Consider the following 15,123-nt stretch of genomic DNA (forward strand, 5'->3'; position numbering starts at 1 on the left):
CCTTTAAAACTTAGCTAAGTCGACTTAAGAAGCCACTTTGTCGTCGCCTTTAAGAGAAGCTGGTGGCCAGTTCTCAAGACGCATACCTAGTGACAGACCTTTAGACGCAAGAACGTCTTTGATCTCTGTAAGTGACTTTTTACCCAAGTTCGGAGTTTTTAGCAGTTCAACTTCGGTGCGCTGAATTAGGTCACCGATGTAGTAGATCTGCTCAGCCTTCAAACAGTTCGCGGAACGCACAGTTAGCTCAAGATCATCAACAGGACGTAGAAGTACTGGATCGATCTCTGGCTCTGCTGGCTCAGACTTCGCTTGTTCGCTTGCATCTTCAAGGTCAACAAATACTGCTAGCTGTTGCTGCAGAATTGTTGCCGCACGACGGATGCACTCTTCTGGATCGATTGTGCCGTTAGACTCAATATCGATAACCAGTTTGTCTAGGTCTGTACGCTGTTCAACACGCGCAGCTTCAACTGCGTAAGAAACACGTAGTACTGGGCTGTAGCTAGCGTCTAGCTGCAGACGGCCAATAGCACGTGTCTCATCGTCTTCGCTAGTACGAGCATCAGCAGGTACGTAGCCGCGACCGCGGGAAACAGTTAGGCGCATGTTCAGACTGCCAGCGCTAGTAAGCGTAGCAATCACGTGTTCCGGATTAGCGATTTCAACGTCTTGGTTTAGCTGGATATCTGCAGCTGTAACTGCACCAGGACCCGACTTGTTGATTGTCAGCACCGCTTCGTCGCCGTTGTGCATGATGATCGCAACACCTTTAAGGTTCAGGAGGATCTCAATGACATCTTCCTGAACACCTTCGATGCTGCTGTACTCATGCAGAACACCGTCGATTTCTACTTCTGTAATTGCACAACCAGGCATAGAAGATAGAAGGATACGGCGCAGCGCATTACCCAAGGTGTGACCGAAGCCACGCTCTAGAGGTTCCAATGTAACCTTAGCGCGAGTCTTGCTAATCTCCTGTACGTCGATGTGACGTGGGCTTAGAAACTCATTTACTGAACTCTGCATAGTTCCACCGTTTAATTAAAAATTACTTAGAGTAAAGTTCGACGATCAACTGTTCGTTGATCTCAGCTGGTAGTTCTGCGCGTTCTGGCATGGCTTTAAAAGTGCCTTCCATTTTTGCAGAGTCAACTTCAACCCACTCTACCGGTGCACGCTGTGCAGCCAGTTCCAACGCCGCTTTAATACGTAGTTGGTTTTTAGCTTTTTCACGTACTGCAACCACATCGCCCGCTGCTACTTGGTAAGAAGCAACGTTTACTACTTCACCGTTAACAGTGATTGAGCGGTGAGAAACGATCTGACGTGCTTCAGCACGTGTAGAGCCGTAACCCATGCGGAATACAACGTTATCCAAACGGCTTTCAAGAAGTTGCAGAAGGTTTTCACCTGTTGCGCCTTTACGACGTGCTGCTTCTTTGTAGTAGCCGCGGAATTGCTTTTCTAGTACGCCGTAAATACGACGAACTTTCTGTTTTTCACGAAGCTGTAGACCGTAGTCTGACAAACGACCGCGACGAGCGCCGTGTACGCCAGGTACAGTTTCAGCCTTGCACTTGCTGTCTAGTGCGCGAACACCGCTCTTAAGAAAGAGATCAGTGCCTTCGCGGCGAGACAACTTGCACTTAGGTCCAATATAACGAGCCATAATTACTTACCGTCTCCAGATTAAACGCGACGTTTCTTCGGAGGGCGACAACCATTGTGTGGAATAGGTGTCACATCCGTGATGTTTGCGATTTTGTAGCCACAAGCGTTCAGTGCGCGCACTGCAGACTCACGACCTGGTCCAGGACCCTTCACAAACACGTCTAGGTTTTTCAAGCCGTACTCTAGTGCAGCTTGACCAGCACGTTCAGCAGCAACCTGTGCAGCGAACGGCGTGCTCTTACGAGAACCACGGAAGCCAGAGCCTCCAGAAGTTGCCCAAGAAAGAGCATTACCTTGACGATCGGTAATAGTAATAATGGTGTTGTTAAAAGAAGCGTGGATGTGCGCAAGGCCATCCGCAACTTGCTTTTTAACTTTTTTACGTGTGCGATTACTCGGCTTAGCCATAGTTAGTAATTCCTATCGCTTACTTACGGATCGGTTTACGTGGGCCCTTACGGGTACGTGCGTTAGTTTTAGAACGCTGTCCGCGCACCGGTAGATTACGACGGTGACGGATACCACGGAAACAACCAAGGTCCATAAGACGCTTAATATTCATGTTGACTTCACGACGAAGGTCGCCTTCAACAGTCAACTTAGTAACTTCACCACGAACATTGTCGAGTAGCTCTTCAGAAAGATCGCCAACTTTAGTCGTTGGATCGATACCTACTGTGTCACAAATCTGCTGTGCAGTTGTGCGGCCGACTCCATAAATGTAAGTCAGTGAAATTACCGCGTGCTTGTTGTCAGGAATATTGACGCCAGCTATACGGGCCATTCAATGTACTCCATTAGTTAATTATTCGCTTCCAGCAAGAACTGGGTACGAAATTACATTCAGTTCGTGGAAGGCGCGCAATTATACGGGTTGATTATTATTAAATCAACCCATGCGCCCTTCCGCCTCGTTTACAGCTTAGGATTAACCCTGGCGCTGCTTGTGACGAGGTTCAACCTTACAGATCACGCGAACGGAACCGTTACGACGTACGATCTTACAGTTACGGCAAATTTTCTTAACAGATGCGCGTACTTTCATAATTCACCTCAATGGTTTAACGCAGTAAACCTGCGCCACCCTTTAGATTCGACTTCTTCATCAATGATTCATACTGGTGTGACATAAGGTGCGATTGCACTTGTGCCATGAAGTCCATTACCACGACTACGACGATCAGTAACGAAGTACCACCGAAGTAGAAAGGTACGTTCCATGCAACTACCATCGCCTGTGGCATCAGAGATACCGCAGTGATGTAAAGAGCACCAAACAGAGTAAGGCGGCTCAATACTGAGTCGATGTAACGAGCAGACTGTTCACCTGGACGAATACCTGGGATGAAAGCACCCGATTTCTTCAGGTTATCTGCCACTTCACGAGGATTAAACATAATCGCCGTGTAGAAGTAACAGAAAAATATAATTGCTGCCGAGAACAACAGAATATACAACGGCTGGCCTGGGCCTAGAGCCAATGCAACATCCTGAAGCCAATCCATACCCTCACTCTGACCAAACCATTGGCCTAGAGATGCAGGGAATAGCAGAATAGAGCTTGCGAAGATCGGTGGGATAACACCCGCCATGTTGACCTTCAAAGGCAAGTGACTGGTTTGGCCCGCATAAACGCGGTTACCCTGCTGGCGTTTTGCGTAGTTAATGGTGATACGACGTTGTGCGCGTTCCATGAACACGACAAAACCAACCGTCGCTACCGCTAACACTGCAATTGCTAGCAGCGCCAGGATGTTAAGATCACCCTGACGAGCCGATTCAAAGGACTGACCGATCGCACCAGGAAGACCCGCTACGATACCAGCAAAGATCAGAATCGAGATACCGTTACCGATACCACGTTCAGTGATCTGCTCACCAAGCCACATTAGGAATACTGCACCAGCGACCAGTGTAATAACAGCTACAAAGTAGAAGTTAAACGCTGTGCTGAATGCCACGCCCTGATTAGCTAGACCAACGGTCATACCCAAGCCCTGAACAGTTGCTAGTGCAACCGTACCGTAACGTGTGTATTGGTTGATCTTACGGCGACCAGCTTCACCCTCTTTCTTCAACTGTTCAAGCTGAGGGCTAACCGCTGTCATCAACTGCATGATAATCGATGCAGAGATGTACGGCATGATACCTAGAGCCAAGATCGACATGCGCTCGAGTGCACCACCCGAGAACATATTGAATAGGCTTAGGATCGTACCCTGGTTCTGATCAAACAGAGCAGCAAGACGATCTGGGTTAATACCCGGAACCGGAATATGCGCGCCAATACGATACACAATGATCGCAATCGCGACGTAACGTAGACGAGCCCAAAGCTCACCTAGTCCGCTTGCATTTCCTGCTGGTACTTGTCCTTTAGTTGCCATTACGCTTCTACCTTACCACCGGCAGCTTCGATTGCAGCTAGAGCGCCTTTAGTCACTTTAAGACCTTTAACGGTAACTGCTTTAGTAATTTCACCAGACAGAATTACACGTGCAGAGGTGATCTCTTCACGGATAATGTCAGCCTGTTTAAGCGCTGCGAGGTCAACTACGTCAACACCGCAAGCAGCCAATTCGTTTAGACGAATTTCAGCTACGTAACGCGCTTGGCGAGATGTGAAACCAAATTTTGGCAGACGACGCTGCAAAGGCATTTGACCGCCTTCAAAACCTGGCTTAACACTACCGCCTGAGCGAGATTTAAGACCCTTGTGACCACGACCACCAGTCTTACCTAGGCCGGAGCCGATACCACGTCCAACACGCTTAGGAGCGTGCTTAGAACCGGCACCCGGGCGAAGAGTATTCAAACGCATTTGGGTGACTCCTCTATTAGTCTTCTACACGAAGCATGTAGTTGACTTTGTTAATCATGCCACGAACTGCAGGAGTGTCTTCCAACTCAACAGTGTGGTTCATGCGACGTAGACCAAGACCTGTTAGGGTAGCTTTATGCTTCGGAATGATACCGATTGGGCTGCGTACCAAAGTGATTTTAACTGTATTAGCCATCGATTAGTTCCCCAGGATCTCTTCGACTGACTTACCGCGCTTAGCTGCAACATCTTCAGGAGACGCCATAGACGCAAGACCTTTAACAGTCGCGCGAACAACGTTCACTGGGTTTGTTGAGCCGTAGCACTTAGCCAATACGTTTTCTACACCAGCCAGTTCAAGAACTGCACGCATCGCGCCACCGGCGATAACACCAGTACCTTCAGATGCAGGCTGCATGTAGACCATTGAAGCACCGTGACGTGCTTTGATTGGGTACTGCAACGTGTGACCGTTTAGAGAAACGCTCACCATGTTACGACGTGCTTGTTCCATTGCCTTTTGAATTGCAACTGGTACTTCGCGCGCTTTACCGCGACCAAAACCAACACGGCCATTGCCGTCACCAACTACAGTAAGAGCTGTAAAGCCGAAGATACGACCACCCTTAACTACTTTGGCTACACGGTTTACCTGAACAAGCTTCTCTTGCAGTTCACCGTCTTTCTGTTCGTGATTTGCCATAATAGAAACCTTTAGAATTCCAAACCGCCTTCACGTGCAGCGTCTGCTAGAGCAGCTACACGACCGTGGTATTTAAAACCAGAGCGGTCAAACGCTACCTGGCTAACACCTGCTTCTTTTGCACGGCTAGCGATCAGAGTACCGACCTTTTTAGCCGCTTCGATGTTACCAGTTGCGCTTTCACGCATATCTTTTTCAACTGTAGAAGCTGCAGCAAGAACTGTAGCGCCATCTGCAGTTACGATTTGCGCGTAGATATGGCGCGGTGTGCGGTTAACACACAGACGTGCAGTACCGATCTCACGCATTTTAGCGCGTGAACGACGAGCACGACGTAAACGAGATTCTTTTTTAACGTTCATAACCCTGCCTTACTTCTTCTTAGCTTCTTTACGGCGAACAAATTCGTCGCTGTAACGAACACCTTTACCTTTGTATGGCTCAGGTGGGCGGAAACCACGAACTTCAGCAGCAACCTGGCCTACAACTTGTTTGTCGGCACCAGAGATGACAACAGTCGTTTGGTTAGGTACTTCTGCCTTGATACCTTCAGGCAGTGCGTACTCTACTGGGTGTGAGAAACCCAGAGTCAGGTTTAGAGTGCTTCCAGAAACCGCAGCACGGTAACCAACACCGATCAGTGTTAGCTCTTTTTTGAAGCCTTCGCTAACACCAGTAACCATGTTGTTAACGATAGAACGAGTTGTGCCAGCCAGTGCAACAGATTGTTTAGCACCGTCACGAGTACCGAAGTTCAATGCACCTTCAGCCTGTTCAACAGTAACTGATGGGTGTACTTCGTGTGATAGCTGACCATTTTTGCCTTTAGCGCTGATCGTCTGGCCAGAGATTGAGATCTCTACACCAGCAGGCACAGCAACAGGCGCTTTAGCGATACGTGACATCGTAAATCCCCTTAGAATACTGTGCAGATCACTTCACCGCCGATACCAGCAGCGCGCGCAGCGCGATCGGTCATTACACCTTTGCTAGTAGAAACGATTGCGCAACCTAGGCCATCTGATACTTTTGGAAGATCAGATGCAGATTTGTAGATACGTAGAGATGGCTTAGATACTCGCTTGATCTCTTCGATAACTGGCTTGCCTTCGAAGTATTTCAGTTCGATAGACAGCACAGGCTTAACGTCACCTTCAACTGAGTAACCGTTGATGTAACCTTCTTCTTGTAGAACCGCTGCAATAGCAACTTTCTGCTTTGAAGATGGCATAGCAACAGCAACTTTCTCAGCCATGTGACCGTTGCGGATGCGTGTGAACATATCCGCGAGCGTGTCTTGCATGCTCATGCTTTTACTTCCTCTCTTGTGCAGCGTAGTGCGGTAGCCCCGTCATCACTGACGTGGCCCGGACCACTACGCTTACCGTTAACTAACTGGTGGATTACCAGCTAGCTTTCTTAAGGCCTGGTACGTCGCCGCGCATTGCAGCTTCGCGTAGCTGGTTACGGCAAAGACCGAACTTGCGGTAAACCGCATGTGGACGACCTGTTACCTGACAGCGACGCTGTTTACGTACTGGGCTAGCGTCACGTGGCAGTTTCTGCAACGCAACTTGTGCTTCCCACACTTCATCTTCAGAAGAAGCTGGTGAAGCGATGATAGCTTTCAGAGAAGCGCGTTTCTCAGCGAACTTAGCCGCTAGTTTTTCGCGCTTAACTTCACGCTCCCACATAGATACCTTAGCCATATCTTATCCCTTCCTTATTTCTTGAACGGGAACTGCAGTGCAGTCAAAAGAGCACGACCTTCGTCGTTTGTCTTCGCAGTCGTCGTGATAGTGATATCAAGACCACGGATCGCGTCTACTTTGTCGTAGTCGATCTCTGGGAAGATGATCTGCTCTTTAACACCCATGCTGTAGTTACCACGGCCGTCAAATGACTTAGGGTTAAGACCACGGAAGTCACGGATACGTGGAACCGCAACGTCAACTAGACGGTCTAGGAATTCCCACATACGCTCGCCGCGTAGAGTAACCTTACAACCGATTGGCCAACCTTCACGAACTTTAAAGCCCGCTACAGATTTACGAGCCAACGTAACAACAGGCTTCTGACCAGCGATTGCAGTCATATCATTTACTGCATTCTCTAGAAGCTTCTTGTCTGCCAGTGCTTCACCAACACCCATGTTAAGTGTGATTTTAGTAACACGTGGAACAGCCATTACGTTTGGCGAATTCAATTCTTCTTTAAGACTCTGTTTGATCTGAGTCTCGTAAAGCGCTTTCAATCTAGACATCTGTTCTACTCCTCTTACTCAACGATTTCGCCAGTTGATTTGTAGAAGCGAACTTTAGTGCCGTCTTCAAGAGTCTTGAAGCCTACACGATCGCCTTTACCAGTCGCAGCGTTAAAGATAGCAACGTTAGAAGTCGCGATAGCCGCTTCCTTCTCAATGATGCCACCTGGTTGCTGAAGCATAGGGTTTGGCTTCTGGTGTTTTTTCACCATGTTGATGCCAGACACGATCAAACGATCGTTTTCAAGTACGCGAGAAACTTTGCCACGCTTACCTTTGTCTTTACCTGCGATAACGATGACTTCGTCGTCACGTTTAATCTTGCGCATTTTAATTTACCTTCGTTTCCTACTACCTTCCTCATGCTGAAAAACGCCAAACTCGTTAGAGCTTGACGTTTTCCTTAAAAACTTCGAATTTTTCGAGGTTTTATAGCACTTCAGGCGCCAGGGAAATGATCTTCATGAACTTCTCAGAGCGAAGCTCACGCGTTACTGGGCCGAAGATACGAGTTCCGATTGGAGCGTCGTTCGCGTTCAAAAGAACCGCTGAGTTAACATCAAAACGGATCAATGAACCATCGGGACGACGAACACCTTTACGGGTACGTACTACGACAGCTTTAAGTACTTGGCCTTTTTTAACTTTGCCACGAGGAATCGCTTCTTTAACCGATACCTTGATAACATCGCCAACGTTAGCGTAACGACGGTGTGAACCGCCTAGTACTTTAATACACTGCACTCGCTTAGCGCCGCTGTTATCAGCGACATCAAGCATCGTTTCAGTTTGAATCATGGTTTACTCCACAATCTCTAGTGCCTCATTCGACCCTCAATCGACCGTCGAATAAGGCGGCTAGTGAAGCAAAGGTGCAATAGTTTACACCTTTGCTCCACGTTCTTCAATGCGTACCAATGACCAAGACTTAGTCTTAGACAGAGGGCGACTTTCCGCGATTGTCACTAGGTCACCCGCTTGGCATTCATTCTTCTCATCGTGTGCGTGCAACTTAGTTGAACGCTTCATGAATTTACCGTAGATCGGGTGCTTTTCCTTGCGCTCAACCAACACAGTGATGGTCTTATCCATCTTGTCACTGATAACTTTACCAGTAACGGTACGAGTACGTTTTTCAGCGCTCATTTAGTCACCTGCTTTTTGGTTAAGTACTGTCTTAACGCGAGCGATGTCGCGACGAACCTGACCCAACATGTGAGTCTGTGCCAACTGGCCAGTAGCCTTTTGCATACGCAAGTTAAACTGATCCTTTAGGAGAGTCAGCAATGTTTGCTGAAGCTCTTCTACGGATTGATCACGTAGTTCAGTAGCTTTCATTACATCACCGTCCGTTTAACTACAGTTGTTGAAAGCGGAAGCTTAGCTGCCGCTAGTTCAAAGGCTTCTTTCGCGAGTTGTTCAGGTACGCCTGCCATTTCAAACAGCACTTTACCTGGTTGGATCTGAGCGACCCAGTACTCAACGTTACCCTTACCTTTACCCATACGTACTTCTAGTGGCTTACCTGTGATCGGCTTGTCTGGGAAGACACGGATCCAGATTTTACCACCACGTTTCACGTGACGAGTCATGGTACGACGAGCCGCTTCGATCTGACGCGCTGTGATGCGACCACGTTCGGTCGATTTCAGTGCGAATTCACCAAAGCTAACGCTGCTGCCGCGTTGAGCCAAACCGCGGTTGCGGCCTTTCATTACCTTACGGAATTTTAAACGCTTAGGTTGCAACATGTTCCGCTACCTCACTTCGCTTTCTTCGCAGGTGCATTTTTCTCAGCGCGTACCTGTTCGATACCACCAAGAACTTCACCTTTGAAGATCCAAGTTTTGATGCCGATCACACCATAAGTAGTGTGGGCTTCGTATGTAGCGTAGTCGATATCTGCACGTAGAGTGTGTAGAGGTACACGACCTTCACGGTACCACTCAGTACGTGCGATCTCAGCACCACCTAGACGGCCTGCAAGAGAGATCTTGATACCTTTTGCACCAGCACGCATGGTGTTCTGTACGGCGCGCTTCATAGCACGACGGAACATAACACGACGCTCTAGCTGACCTGCAATGTTCTGCGCAACTAGCTTCGCATCCATATCTGGCTTGCGAATCTCTTCGATGTTGATGTGAACTGGCACACCCATCATCTTAGAAACAGTTGAACGTAGAACTTCTACGTCTTCACCTTTTTTACCAATCACGATGCCTGGACGCGCCGTGTGGATGGTGATTTTCGCATTCTGTGCAGGACGCTCGATTTCGATACGGCTTACAGATGCTTTTTCTAGCTGCTTCTCAAGGTACTTACGTACTTCAAGGTCATTCAACAGCTTCTTCGCGTAATCGGCTTTGTCCGCATACCACACAGAAGTATGGTCTTTTACGACACCAAGTCGAATACCGGTTGGGTTAACTTTTTGACCCATGATTAAATCTCCTAGTACTCAGCTCTTAGTCTGCGACCTTAACAGTGATATGACACGAGCGTTTCAAAATACGATCAGCTCGTCCCTTAGCACGCGGACGGATACGTTTCATGGTCATGCCTTCATCAACGAAGATAGTCGCAACGCGAAGTTCGTCAATGTCAGCACCTTCATTGTGCTCTGCGTTAGCAATAGCAGACTCAAGCACTTTCTTAACCAGGTGTGCACCTTTCTTGGTGCTGAACGCCAAAATATTCAGAGCTTCGCCAACAGATTTGCCGCGGATCTGGTCAGCAACCAGACGAGCTTTCTGAGCGGAGATGCGGGCGCCGTTATGCTTTGCAATAGCTTCCATCATCAACTCCTATTACTTCTTAGCCTTCTTGTCTGCAACGTGGCCTTTAAAGGCACGAGTCACTGCAAACTCACCCAGCTTATGACCGACCATATCTTCAGTAATGAATACTGGGACATGCTGACGGCCGTTATGTACCGCAATCGTCAAACCGACAAAGTTCGGAAAGATTGTAGAACGGCGAGACCAAGTTTTAATTGGCTTACGATCGCTGTTCTCGATTGCAGCTTCTACCTTTTTCAACAAGTGAAGGTCGATAAATGGACCTTTCTTAAGTGAACGTGGCACAGCTGATTCCTCTTACTTAGCCTGACGACGACGTACGATAAGCTTATCAGTACGCTTGTTCTTACGGGTCTTGTGGCCCTTAGTCGGAACACCCCATGGAGTCACTGGGTGACGACCACCTGATGTACGACCTTCACCACCACCGTGTGGGTGATCGACTGGGTTCATCGCCACACCGCGGACGGTAGGACGAACACCACGCCAGCGCGTAGCACCAGCTTTACCCAAGCGACGTAGGCTATGTTCACCATTACCTACTTCACCAAGAGTCGCACGACACTCAGACAACACTTTGCGCATTTCGCCAGAACGTAGACGTAGAGTCGCGTACTGACCTTCACGAGCAACTAGCTGAGCTGATGTACCCGCAGAGCGAGCCATCTGTGCACCCTTACCAGGCTTCAATTCAACACAGTGAACAGTCGAACCTACAGGTACGTTGCGTAAAGGCATACAGTTACCTGGTTTAAAGTCAGCCTGTTCGCCAGACATCAGAGCAGCACCTGCTTCAACGCCCTTAGGAGCGATGATGTAGCGACGCTCACCATCTGCGTACTTCAAGAGAGCGATGTTCGCAGAACGGTTTGGATCATATTCCAGACGCTCAACGACAGCAGGAATGCCATCTTTGTTGCGACGGAAGTCGATTACACGGTAAGCCTGCTTGTGACCACCACCAATGTGACGCGTAGTGATGCGACCATTGTGGTTACGACCACCAGACTTAGATTTCTTTTCAACCAACGCTGCAAAAGGCTTACCTTTGTGAAGGTTTTGGCCTTTAACAGAAACGACGTGACGACGTCCTGCAGAGGTTGGCTTAGCTTTAACAGTTGCCATTTCTTAACCCCTCCTTATTCGCCAGCAGCCAGAAAATCGATTTCTGAACCGTCAGCTAGACGAACGTATGCTTTGCGAACATCGTTGCGCTTACCCATGCCACGCATAGTACGCTTCGTTTTACCTTTCGCATTAAGCACGTTCACGTTTGCAACAGTCACGTTGAACAGCTGTTCAACAGCAGCCTTGATTTCAGGCTTAGTTGCATCGTTAGCGACACGGAATACTACTTGTTGAGTATCTTCCGCTACGATCGTTGCTTTCTCAGAGATGTGTGGTCCGAGTAGCACTTTGTAGATGCGTTCCGGGTTCATGCAAACACCTCCTCGATCTTCTTAAGAGCTGGGACAGTCACAACCACTTTATCGAAACCGATTAGGCTCACTGGATCGATACCTGCTGCATCACGTACGTCAACGTGTGGTACGTTACGAGCAGCAAGGAATAGGTTTAGATCAACCTCTTCAGTGATAACCAAAGCGTTGCTTAGGTCAAACTCTTTCATTTTTGCTAAGAACTGCTTAGTTTTTGGAGCTTCGACAGCGAAGTCTTCAACAACAACTAGACGCTCTTGGCGAACCAACTCAGACAAGATAGAACGCATCGCAGCGCGGTACATCTTCTTGTTAACTTTCTGAGAGTGGTCACGTGGAGTAGCAGCGAATGTTACGCCACCAGTACGCCAGATAGGAGAACGAGTAGTACCCTGACGAGCACGACCTGTACCTTTTTGACGGAATGGCTTAGCACCACCACCAGCTACAGCTGAACGGTTTTTCTGAGCTTTAGTACCCTGACGCGCACCTGCCATGTAAGCAGTGACAACCTGGTGTACTAGAGCTTCATTAAACTCTTTGCCAAACGCAGTATCGGCTACTTCAACCGAACCCTTGGCACCAGTTAGATTCAAATTCATGACAATCTCCCTTAGCCGCGCGCTTTAACAGCTGGTTTAACGATGACGTCACCACCAGGAGCACCAGGTACGGCACCCTTGATTAGCAGCAGGCCGCGCTCAGCATCTACGCGTACAACCTCAAGGCTCTGTACGGTAGAACGCTCTGCACCCATGTGCCCAGCCATCTTTTTACCTTTAAAAACGCGACCCGGAGTTTGGCACTGACCAATTGAACCCGGAGCACGGTGAGAAAGTGAGTTACCGTGAGTCATATCCTGAGTACGGAAGTTGTGACGCTTAACGCCACCCTGGAAGCCCTTACCCTTAGATTGACCAGTTACATCTACTTTTTCGCCTGCTTGGAAGCGCTCAACAGTAAGTGCATCACCTACGTTGATTTCCTCATCACCCTTCGCGCGAAACTCCCACAAACCTGCACCTGCTTCAACGCCTGCCTTAGCAAAATGACCAGCTTCTGGTTTAGAAAGGCGGTTAGCCTTCTTAGTACCAGTAGTCACTTGTACAGCAGCGTAACCGTCAGTTTCGACAGTTTTAACGCAAGTCACTCGGTTCGGTTCCACCTCGATGACGGTGACTGGCACGGACACGCCGTCTTCAGTGAAGACACGGGTCATGCCCGCTTTACGTCCGATAAGTCCTAATGACATTTTATATACCTCTTGCCAGTTGTGTACGGGGCTGTTACCCACTACGGCTACCCTTTTCAGGGGTATTCCACAAATAGCGCTTCATTAATAAAAAATTAATAAATCTGCGCGTGCTATTAGCCTAGGCTGATCTGCACTTCTACACCCGCTGCGAGGTCTAGCTTCATTAGAGCATCAACTGTTTTTTCAGTTGGCTCAACGATATCTAGAACACGCTTGTGCGTACGAATTTCGTACTGATCACGCGCGTCTTTGTTGACGTGCGGAGAGACCAATACGGTGTAACGCTCTTTGCGAGTAGGAAGTGGGATCGGACCACGGACCTGAGCACCAGTACGCTTTGCAGTTTCAACGATCTCCTGAGCCGAAGTATCGATCAGACGATGGTCAAAAGCCTTCAAGCGGATTCTGATTTTTTGGTTCTGCATTTTGATCACGCATTTCCTAAAATATTAAATAAACGGCAATAGCCGACCTCCCCTCAAATGAAGGGACGCAAATTCTACTTGAGTTTTGGGCCACAGGTCAACTAAAGATTTACCAAATGATTGGTGCGTAATTAGACAGCGGATGACAGGCTGAAAGCCAGTCACCGGAGCACCTAACCACCTACGCAGTATCGGTGACCGGCCTTCTGCCTGTCACCCGCCTTACCAGCGCGCACCTTTCTCAGTTACGGTGACTGGCTTCAGCCTGTCACCCGCTTTACCAGCAACCACCCAACCCCAAACCGTGGACACAAAAAAACCCGCTCGAGAGCGGGTTTCTTTTAGAAGATTATCGACAATTAATCGATGATCTTAGATACAACACCTGCACCTACAGTACGGCCACCTTCGCGAACTGCGAAACGTAGACCTTCGTCCATAGCGATTGGGTTGATTAGTGTAACGTTCATCTTAACGTTATCACCAGGCATTACCATTTCAACACCTTCTGGAAGCTCTACAGCACCAGTGATGTCAGTTGTACGGAAGTAGAACTGTGGACGGTAGCCTTTGAAGAATGGAGTATGACGACCACCTTCATCTTTGTTTAGTACGTATACTTCACCTTCGAACTGAGTGTGAGGAGTTGTAGTACCAGGAGCACATAGAACCTGACCACGTTCAACTTCGTCACGCTTAGTACCACGAAGAAGGATACCACAGTTCTCGCCTGCACGACCTTCGTCAAGAAGCTTACGGAACATCTCAACACCAGTACAAGTAGTCTTAGAAGACTCACGGATACCAACGATATCGATCTCTTCACCAACTTTAATGACACCACGCTCGATACGACCAGTTACTACAGTACCACGACCAGAGATCGAGAATACGTCCTCGATTGGCATTAGGAATGGCATGTCTACTAGACGCTGTGGTTCTGGGATGTAAGAGTCTAGCGCTTCAACTAGTTTCTTAACAGCAGTAGTACCTAGTTCGTTGTCGTCCTGACCGTTAAGAGCCATTAGAGCAGAACCAGCGATGATTGGAGTATCTTCGCCTGGGAAGTCGTAAGTGTCTAGAAGTTCAACGATTTCCATCTGAACTAGCTCTAGCATCTCTTCGTATTCTTCAGTACCAACGCCGCCACAGTCTTCAGCAAGAAGGTCAGCTTTGTTAAGGAATACTACGATGTATGGTACGCCAACCTGGCGAGATAGAAGGATGTGCTCACGAGTCTGTGGCATTGGACCATCAGTCGCACCACAAACTAGGATAGCGCCGTCCATCTGTGCAGCACCAGTGATCATGTTCTTAACGTAGTCGGCGTGCCCTGGGCAGTCAACGTGCGCGTAGTGACGGATGTTTGAATCGTACTCAACGTGAGAAGTGTTGATCGTGATACCACGCTCACGCTCTTCAGGAGCTTTATCGATACCGTCGAATGCGACAGCTTCACCACCGAAAACTTCTGCACATACACGAGTAAGTGCTGCAGTTAGAGTTGTTTTACCGTGGTCAACGTGGCCGATAGTACCAACGTTAACGTGGGGCTTGGAACGTTCAAATGCTTGCTTAGCCACGAGCTTAATTCCTGTGTTAGGTTTAAAAAAATAAGAAGACTGCCAATTCGAGTTAGCAATCCTACTGGGCGCGAAATTTTAACGTCATTGCCTATATAGTCAAGCAATGTGATCAATTTTCTTTAAAAAAGATCTCTCCAACCGGTTTAAGGCAAATAA

At 48.4% G+C, this 15,123-nt stretch carries 28 protein-coding genes; all 28 read right to left on the reverse strand.

Going from position 1 to position 15,123, the window contains the following annotated elements:
* Positions 1–24: 24 nt before the first annotated feature.
* The 28 genes from rpoA to tuf all read right to left on the reverse strand — a co-directional run bounded on the left by rpoA (position 25) and on the right by tuf (position 14,964).
* A complete protein-coding gene (rpoA, locus tag XMD530_RS01590) occupies positions 25–1,029 on the reverse strand; it encodes a DNA-directed RNA polymerase subunit alpha (protein ID WP_173480332.1) in 1,005 nt (334 codons plus the stop codon).
* Positions 1,030–1,051: 22 nt separating this feature from the next.
* Complete coding sequence (rpsD, locus tag XMD530_RS01595; protein WP_173480331.1) at positions 1,052–1,672, reverse strand: 30S ribosomal protein S4; 621 nt, start codon at positions 1,670–1,672, stop codon at positions 1,052–1,054.
* Between the two features lie 20 nt (positions 1,673–1,692).
* On the reverse strand, positions 1,693–2,082 hold the full coding sequence (gene rpsK, locus XMD530_RS01600) for a 30S ribosomal protein S11 (protein ID WP_173480330.1): 390 nt from the start codon (positions 2,080–2,082) through the stop codon (positions 1,693–1,695).
* Between the two features lie 19 nt (positions 2,083–2,101).
* Complete coding sequence (rpsM, locus tag XMD530_RS01605) at positions 2,102–2,458, reverse strand: 30S ribosomal protein S13 (RefSeq protein ID WP_173480329.1); 357 nt, start codon at positions 2,456–2,458, stop codon at positions 2,102–2,104.
* Positions 2,459–2,602: 144 nt separating this feature from the next.
* Complete coding sequence (rpmJ, locus tag XMD530_RS01610) at positions 2,603–2,719, reverse strand: 50S ribosomal protein L36 (protein WP_007021200.1); 117 nt, start codon at positions 2,717–2,719, stop codon at positions 2,603–2,605.
* Positions 2,720–2,735: 16 nt separating this feature from the next.
* Positions 2,736–4,061, reverse strand: a complete 1,326-nt coding sequence (secY, locus tag XMD530_RS01615) for a preprotein translocase subunit SecY (RefSeq protein ID WP_173480328.1) — start codon at positions 4,059–4,061, stop codon at positions 2,736–2,738.
* Complete coding sequence (gene rplO, locus XMD530_RS01620) at positions 4,061–4,495, reverse strand: 50S ribosomal protein L15 (RefSeq protein WP_173480327.1); 435 nt, start codon at positions 4,493–4,495, stop codon at positions 4,061–4,063. Before rplO ends, secY begins: the two co-directional genes overlap by 1 nt.
* Before the next feature lie 16 nt (positions 4,496–4,511).
* A complete protein-coding gene (gene rpmD, locus XMD530_RS01625; RefSeq protein WP_173480326.1) occupies positions 4,512–4,691 on the reverse strand; it encodes a 50S ribosomal protein L30 in 180 nt (59 codons plus the stop codon).
* Between the two features lie 3 nt (positions 4,692–4,694).
* The gene (gene rpsE, locus XMD530_RS01630; RefSeq protein WP_173480325.1) at positions 4,695–5,198 is read right to left on the reverse strand and encodes a 30S ribosomal protein S5; all 504 of its coding nucleotides are present in this window, start codon (positions 5,196–5,198) and stop codon (positions 4,695–4,697) included.
* 11 nt (positions 5,199–5,209) lie between these two features.
* On the reverse strand, positions 5,210–5,560 hold the full coding sequence (rplR, locus tag XMD530_RS01635; RefSeq protein WP_173480324.1) for a 50S ribosomal protein L18: 351 nt from the start codon (positions 5,558–5,560) through the stop codon (positions 5,210–5,212).
* Positions 5,561–5,569: 9 nt separating this feature from the next.
* Positions 5,570–6,103 (reverse strand): 50S ribosomal protein L6, encoded by a 534-nt coding sequence (gene rplF, locus XMD530_RS01640; protein WP_173480323.1) that lies wholly within the window; start codon positions 6,101–6,103, stop codon positions 5,570–5,572.
* Positions 6,104–6,114: 11 nt separating this feature from the next.
* Complete coding sequence (rpsH, locus tag XMD530_RS01645; RefSeq protein ID WP_173480322.1) at positions 6,115–6,507, reverse strand: 30S ribosomal protein S8; 393 nt, start codon at positions 6,505–6,507, stop codon at positions 6,115–6,117.
* A 94-nt stretch (positions 6,508–6,601) separates the two neighbouring features.
* Complete coding sequence (rpsN, locus tag XMD530_RS01650) at positions 6,602–6,907, reverse strand: 30S ribosomal protein S14 (protein WP_173480321.1); 306 nt, start codon at positions 6,905–6,907, stop codon at positions 6,602–6,604.
* 14 nt (positions 6,908–6,921) lie between these two features.
* Positions 6,922–7,461, reverse strand: coding sequence for a 50S ribosomal protein L5 (gene rplE / locus XMD530_RS01655; RefSeq protein WP_173488491.1), 540 nt, complete (start codon positions 7,459–7,461; stop codon positions 6,922–6,924).
* 14 nt (positions 7,462–7,475) lie between these two features.
* Positions 7,476–7,790: a 50S ribosomal protein L24 gene (rplX, locus tag XMD530_RS01660; RefSeq protein WP_173480319.1), complete on the reverse strand. Its 315-nt coding sequence runs from the start codon at positions 7,788–7,790 to the stop codon at positions 7,476–7,478.
* A gap of 100 nt (positions 7,791–7,890) precedes the next feature.
* Positions 7,891–8,259: a 50S ribosomal protein L14 gene (gene rplN / locus XMD530_RS01665; protein WP_173480318.1), complete on the reverse strand. Its 369-nt coding sequence runs from the start codon at positions 8,257–8,259 to the stop codon at positions 7,891–7,893.
* A gap of 84 nt (positions 8,260–8,343) precedes the next feature.
* Positions 8,344–8,607, reverse strand: coding sequence for a 30S ribosomal protein S17 (gene rpsQ / locus XMD530_RS01670; RefSeq protein WP_173480317.1), 264 nt, complete (start codon positions 8,605–8,607; stop codon positions 8,344–8,346).
* A complete protein-coding gene (rpmC, locus tag XMD530_RS01675) occupies positions 8,608–8,799 on the reverse strand; it encodes a 50S ribosomal protein L29 (RefSeq protein ID WP_173480316.1) in 192 nt (63 codons plus the stop codon).
* A complete protein-coding gene (gene rplP / locus XMD530_RS01680; protein WP_173480315.1) occupies positions 8,799–9,212 on the reverse strand; it encodes a 50S ribosomal protein L16 in 414 nt (137 codons plus the stop codon). Before rplP ends, rpmC begins: the two co-directional genes overlap by 1 nt.
* An 11-nt stretch (positions 9,213–9,223) precedes the next feature.
* Positions 9,224–9,904 carry a 30S ribosomal protein S3 gene (gene rpsC, locus XMD530_RS01685; RefSeq protein ID WP_173480314.1) on the reverse strand — a complete coding sequence of 227 codons (681 nt, stop codon included), beginning with the start codon at positions 9,902–9,904 and terminating at the stop codon, positions 9,224–9,226.
* Between the two features lie 25 nt (positions 9,905–9,929).
* Entirely contained in the window at positions 9,930–10,259 is a 330-nt protein-coding gene (gene rplV / locus XMD530_RS01690; RefSeq protein ID WP_173480313.1) for a 50S ribosomal protein L22, read from the reverse strand.
* 12 nt (positions 10,260–10,271) lie between these two features.
* On the reverse strand, positions 10,272–10,547 hold the full coding sequence (rpsS, locus tag XMD530_RS01695; RefSeq protein ID WP_173480312.1) for a 30S ribosomal protein S19: 276 nt from the start codon (positions 10,545–10,547) through the stop codon (positions 10,272–10,274).
* 12 nt (positions 10,548–10,559) lie between these two features.
* Entirely contained in the window at positions 10,560–11,387 is an 828-nt protein-coding gene (gene rplB / locus XMD530_RS01700) for a 50S ribosomal protein L2 (RefSeq protein WP_173480311.1), read from the reverse strand.
* Between the two features lie 14 nt (positions 11,388–11,401).
* Positions 11,402–11,701, reverse strand: coding sequence for a 50S ribosomal protein L23 (rplW, locus tag XMD530_RS01705; RefSeq protein WP_173480310.1), 300 nt, complete (start codon positions 11,699–11,701; stop codon positions 11,402–11,404).
* Positions 11,698–12,303, reverse strand: coding sequence for a 50S ribosomal protein L4 (rplD, locus tag XMD530_RS01710; RefSeq protein WP_173480309.1), 606 nt, complete (start codon positions 12,301–12,303; stop codon positions 11,698–11,700). The genes rplW and rplD overlap by 4 nt, the downstream gene beginning before the upstream one ends.
* Positions 12,304–12,314: 11 nt before the next feature.
* A complete protein-coding gene (gene rplC / locus XMD530_RS01715) occupies positions 12,315–12,953 on the reverse strand; it encodes a 50S ribosomal protein L3 (protein ID WP_173480308.1) in 639 nt (212 codons plus the stop codon).
* A 116-nt stretch (positions 12,954–13,069) separates the two neighbouring features.
* The gene (gene rpsJ / locus XMD530_RS01720; RefSeq protein ID WP_173480307.1) at positions 13,070–13,381 is read right to left on the reverse strand and encodes a 30S ribosomal protein S10; all 312 of its coding nucleotides are present in this window, start codon (positions 13,379–13,381) and stop codon (positions 13,070–13,072) included.
* A gap of 359 nt (positions 13,382–13,740) precedes the next feature.
* A complete protein-coding gene (gene tuf / locus XMD530_RS01725) occupies positions 13,741–14,964 on the reverse strand; it encodes an elongation factor Tu (protein WP_173506611.1) in 1,224 nt (407 codons plus the stop codon).
* Between the last annotated feature and the right edge of the window lie 159 nt (positions 14,965–15,123).

It is taken from the genome of Marinobacterium sp. xm-d-530 (assembly GCF_013283365.1).
Taxonomy (GTDB): domain Bacteria; phylum Pseudomonadota; class Gammaproteobacteria; order Pseudomonadales; family Balneatricaceae; genus Marinobacterium_E.

Excerpts from the sequence above, each read along its gene's own strand:
- secY (WP_173480328.1), bottom strand. The coding sequence starts at position 4,061 with ATGGCAACTAAAGGACAAGTACCAGCAGGAAATGCAAGCGGACTAGGT.
- rpoA (WP_173480332.1), bottom strand. The coding sequence starts at position 1,029 with ATGCAGAGTTCAGTAAATGAGTTTCTAAGCCCACGTCACATCGACGTA.
- rplE (WP_173488491.1), bottom strand. The coding sequence starts at position 7,461 with ATGTCTAGATTGAAAGCGCTTTACGAGACTCAGATCAAACAGAGTCTT.
- rpsJ (WP_173480307.1), bottom strand. The coding sequence starts at position 13,381 with ATGCAGAACCAAAAAATCAGAATCCGCTTGAAGGCTTTTGACCATCGT.
- rplN (WP_173480318.1), bottom strand. The coding sequence starts at position 8,259 with ATGATTCAAACTGAAACGATGCTTGATGTCGCTGATAACAGCGGCGCT.
- rpsQ (WP_173480317.1), bottom strand. The coding sequence starts at position 8,607 with ATGAGCGCTGAAAAACGTACTCGTACCGTTACTGGTAAAGTTATCAGT.
- rplB (WP_173480311.1), bottom strand. The coding sequence starts at position 11,387 with ATGGCAACTGTTAAAGCTAAGCCAACCTCTGCAGGACGTCGTCACGTC.
- rpsE (WP_173480325.1), bottom strand. The coding sequence starts at position 5,198 with ATGGCAAATCACGAACAGAAAGACGGTGAACTGCAAGAGAAGCTTGTT.
- rplD (WP_173480309.1), bottom strand. The coding sequence starts at position 12,303 with ATGAATTTGAATCTAACTGGTGCCAAGGGTTCGGTTGAAGTAGCCGAT.
- rpsD (WP_173480331.1), bottom strand. The coding sequence starts at position 1,672 with ATGGCTCGTTATATTGGACCTAAGTGCAAGTTGTCTCGCCGCGAAGGC.
- rpsM (WP_173480329.1), bottom strand. The coding sequence starts at position 2,458 with ATGGCCCGTATAGCTGGCGTCAATATTCCTGACAACAAGCACGCGGTA.
- rpmJ (WP_007021200.1), bottom strand. The coding sequence starts at position 2,719 with ATGAAAGTACGCGCATCTGTTAAGAAAATTTGCCGTAACTGTAAGATC.
- rplW (WP_173480310.1), bottom strand. The coding sequence starts at position 11,701 with ATGAACCCGGAACGCATCTACAAAGTGCTACTCGGACCACACATCTCT.
- rpsH (WP_173480322.1), bottom strand. The coding sequence starts at position 6,507 with ATGAGCATGCAAGACACGCTCGCGGATATGTTCACACGCATCCGCAAC.
- rplV (WP_173480313.1), bottom strand. The coding sequence starts at position 10,259 with ATGGAAGCTATTGCAAAGCATAACGGCGCCCGCATCTCCGCTCAGAAA.
- rplF (WP_173480323.1), bottom strand. The coding sequence starts at position 6,103 with ATGTCACGTATCGCTAAAGCGCCTGTTGCTGTGCCTGCTGGTGTAGAG.
- rplO (WP_173480327.1), bottom strand. The coding sequence starts at position 4,495 with ATGCGTTTGAATACTCTTCGCCCGGGTGCCGGTTCTAAGCACGCTCCT.
- rpsN (WP_173480321.1), bottom strand. The coding sequence starts at position 6,907 with ATGGCTAAGGTATCTATGTGGGAGCGTGAAGTTAAGCGCGAAAAACTA.
- rplX (WP_173480319.1), bottom strand. The coding sequence starts at position 7,790 with ATGCGCAAGATTAAACGTGACGACGAAGTCATCGTTATCGCAGGTAAA.
- rpsC (WP_173480314.1), bottom strand. The coding sequence starts at position 9,904 with ATGGGTCAAAAAGTTAACCCAACCGGTATTCGACTTGGTGTCGTAAAA.
- rplC (WP_173480308.1), bottom strand. The coding sequence starts at position 12,953 with ATGTCATTAGGACTTATCGGACGTAAAGCGGGCATGACCCGTGTCTTC.
- rplR (WP_173480324.1), bottom strand. The coding sequence starts at position 5,560 with ATGAACGTTAAAAAAGAATCTCGTTTACGTCGTGCTCGTCGTTCACGC.
- rpmC (WP_173480316.1), bottom strand. The coding sequence starts at position 8,799 with ATGAAAGCTACTGAACTACGTGATCAATCCGTAGAAGAGCTTCAGCAA.
- rplP (WP_173480315.1), bottom strand. The coding sequence starts at position 9,212 with ATGTTGCAACCTAAGCGTTTAAAATTCCGTAAGGTAATGAAAGGCCGC.
- rpmD (WP_173480326.1), bottom strand. The coding sequence starts at position 4,691 with ATGGCTAATACAGTTAAAATCACTTTGGTACGCAGCCCAATCGGTATC.
- rpsK (WP_173480330.1), bottom strand. The coding sequence starts at position 2,082 with ATGGCTAAGCCGAGTAATCGCACACGTAAAAAAGTTAAAAAGCAAGTT.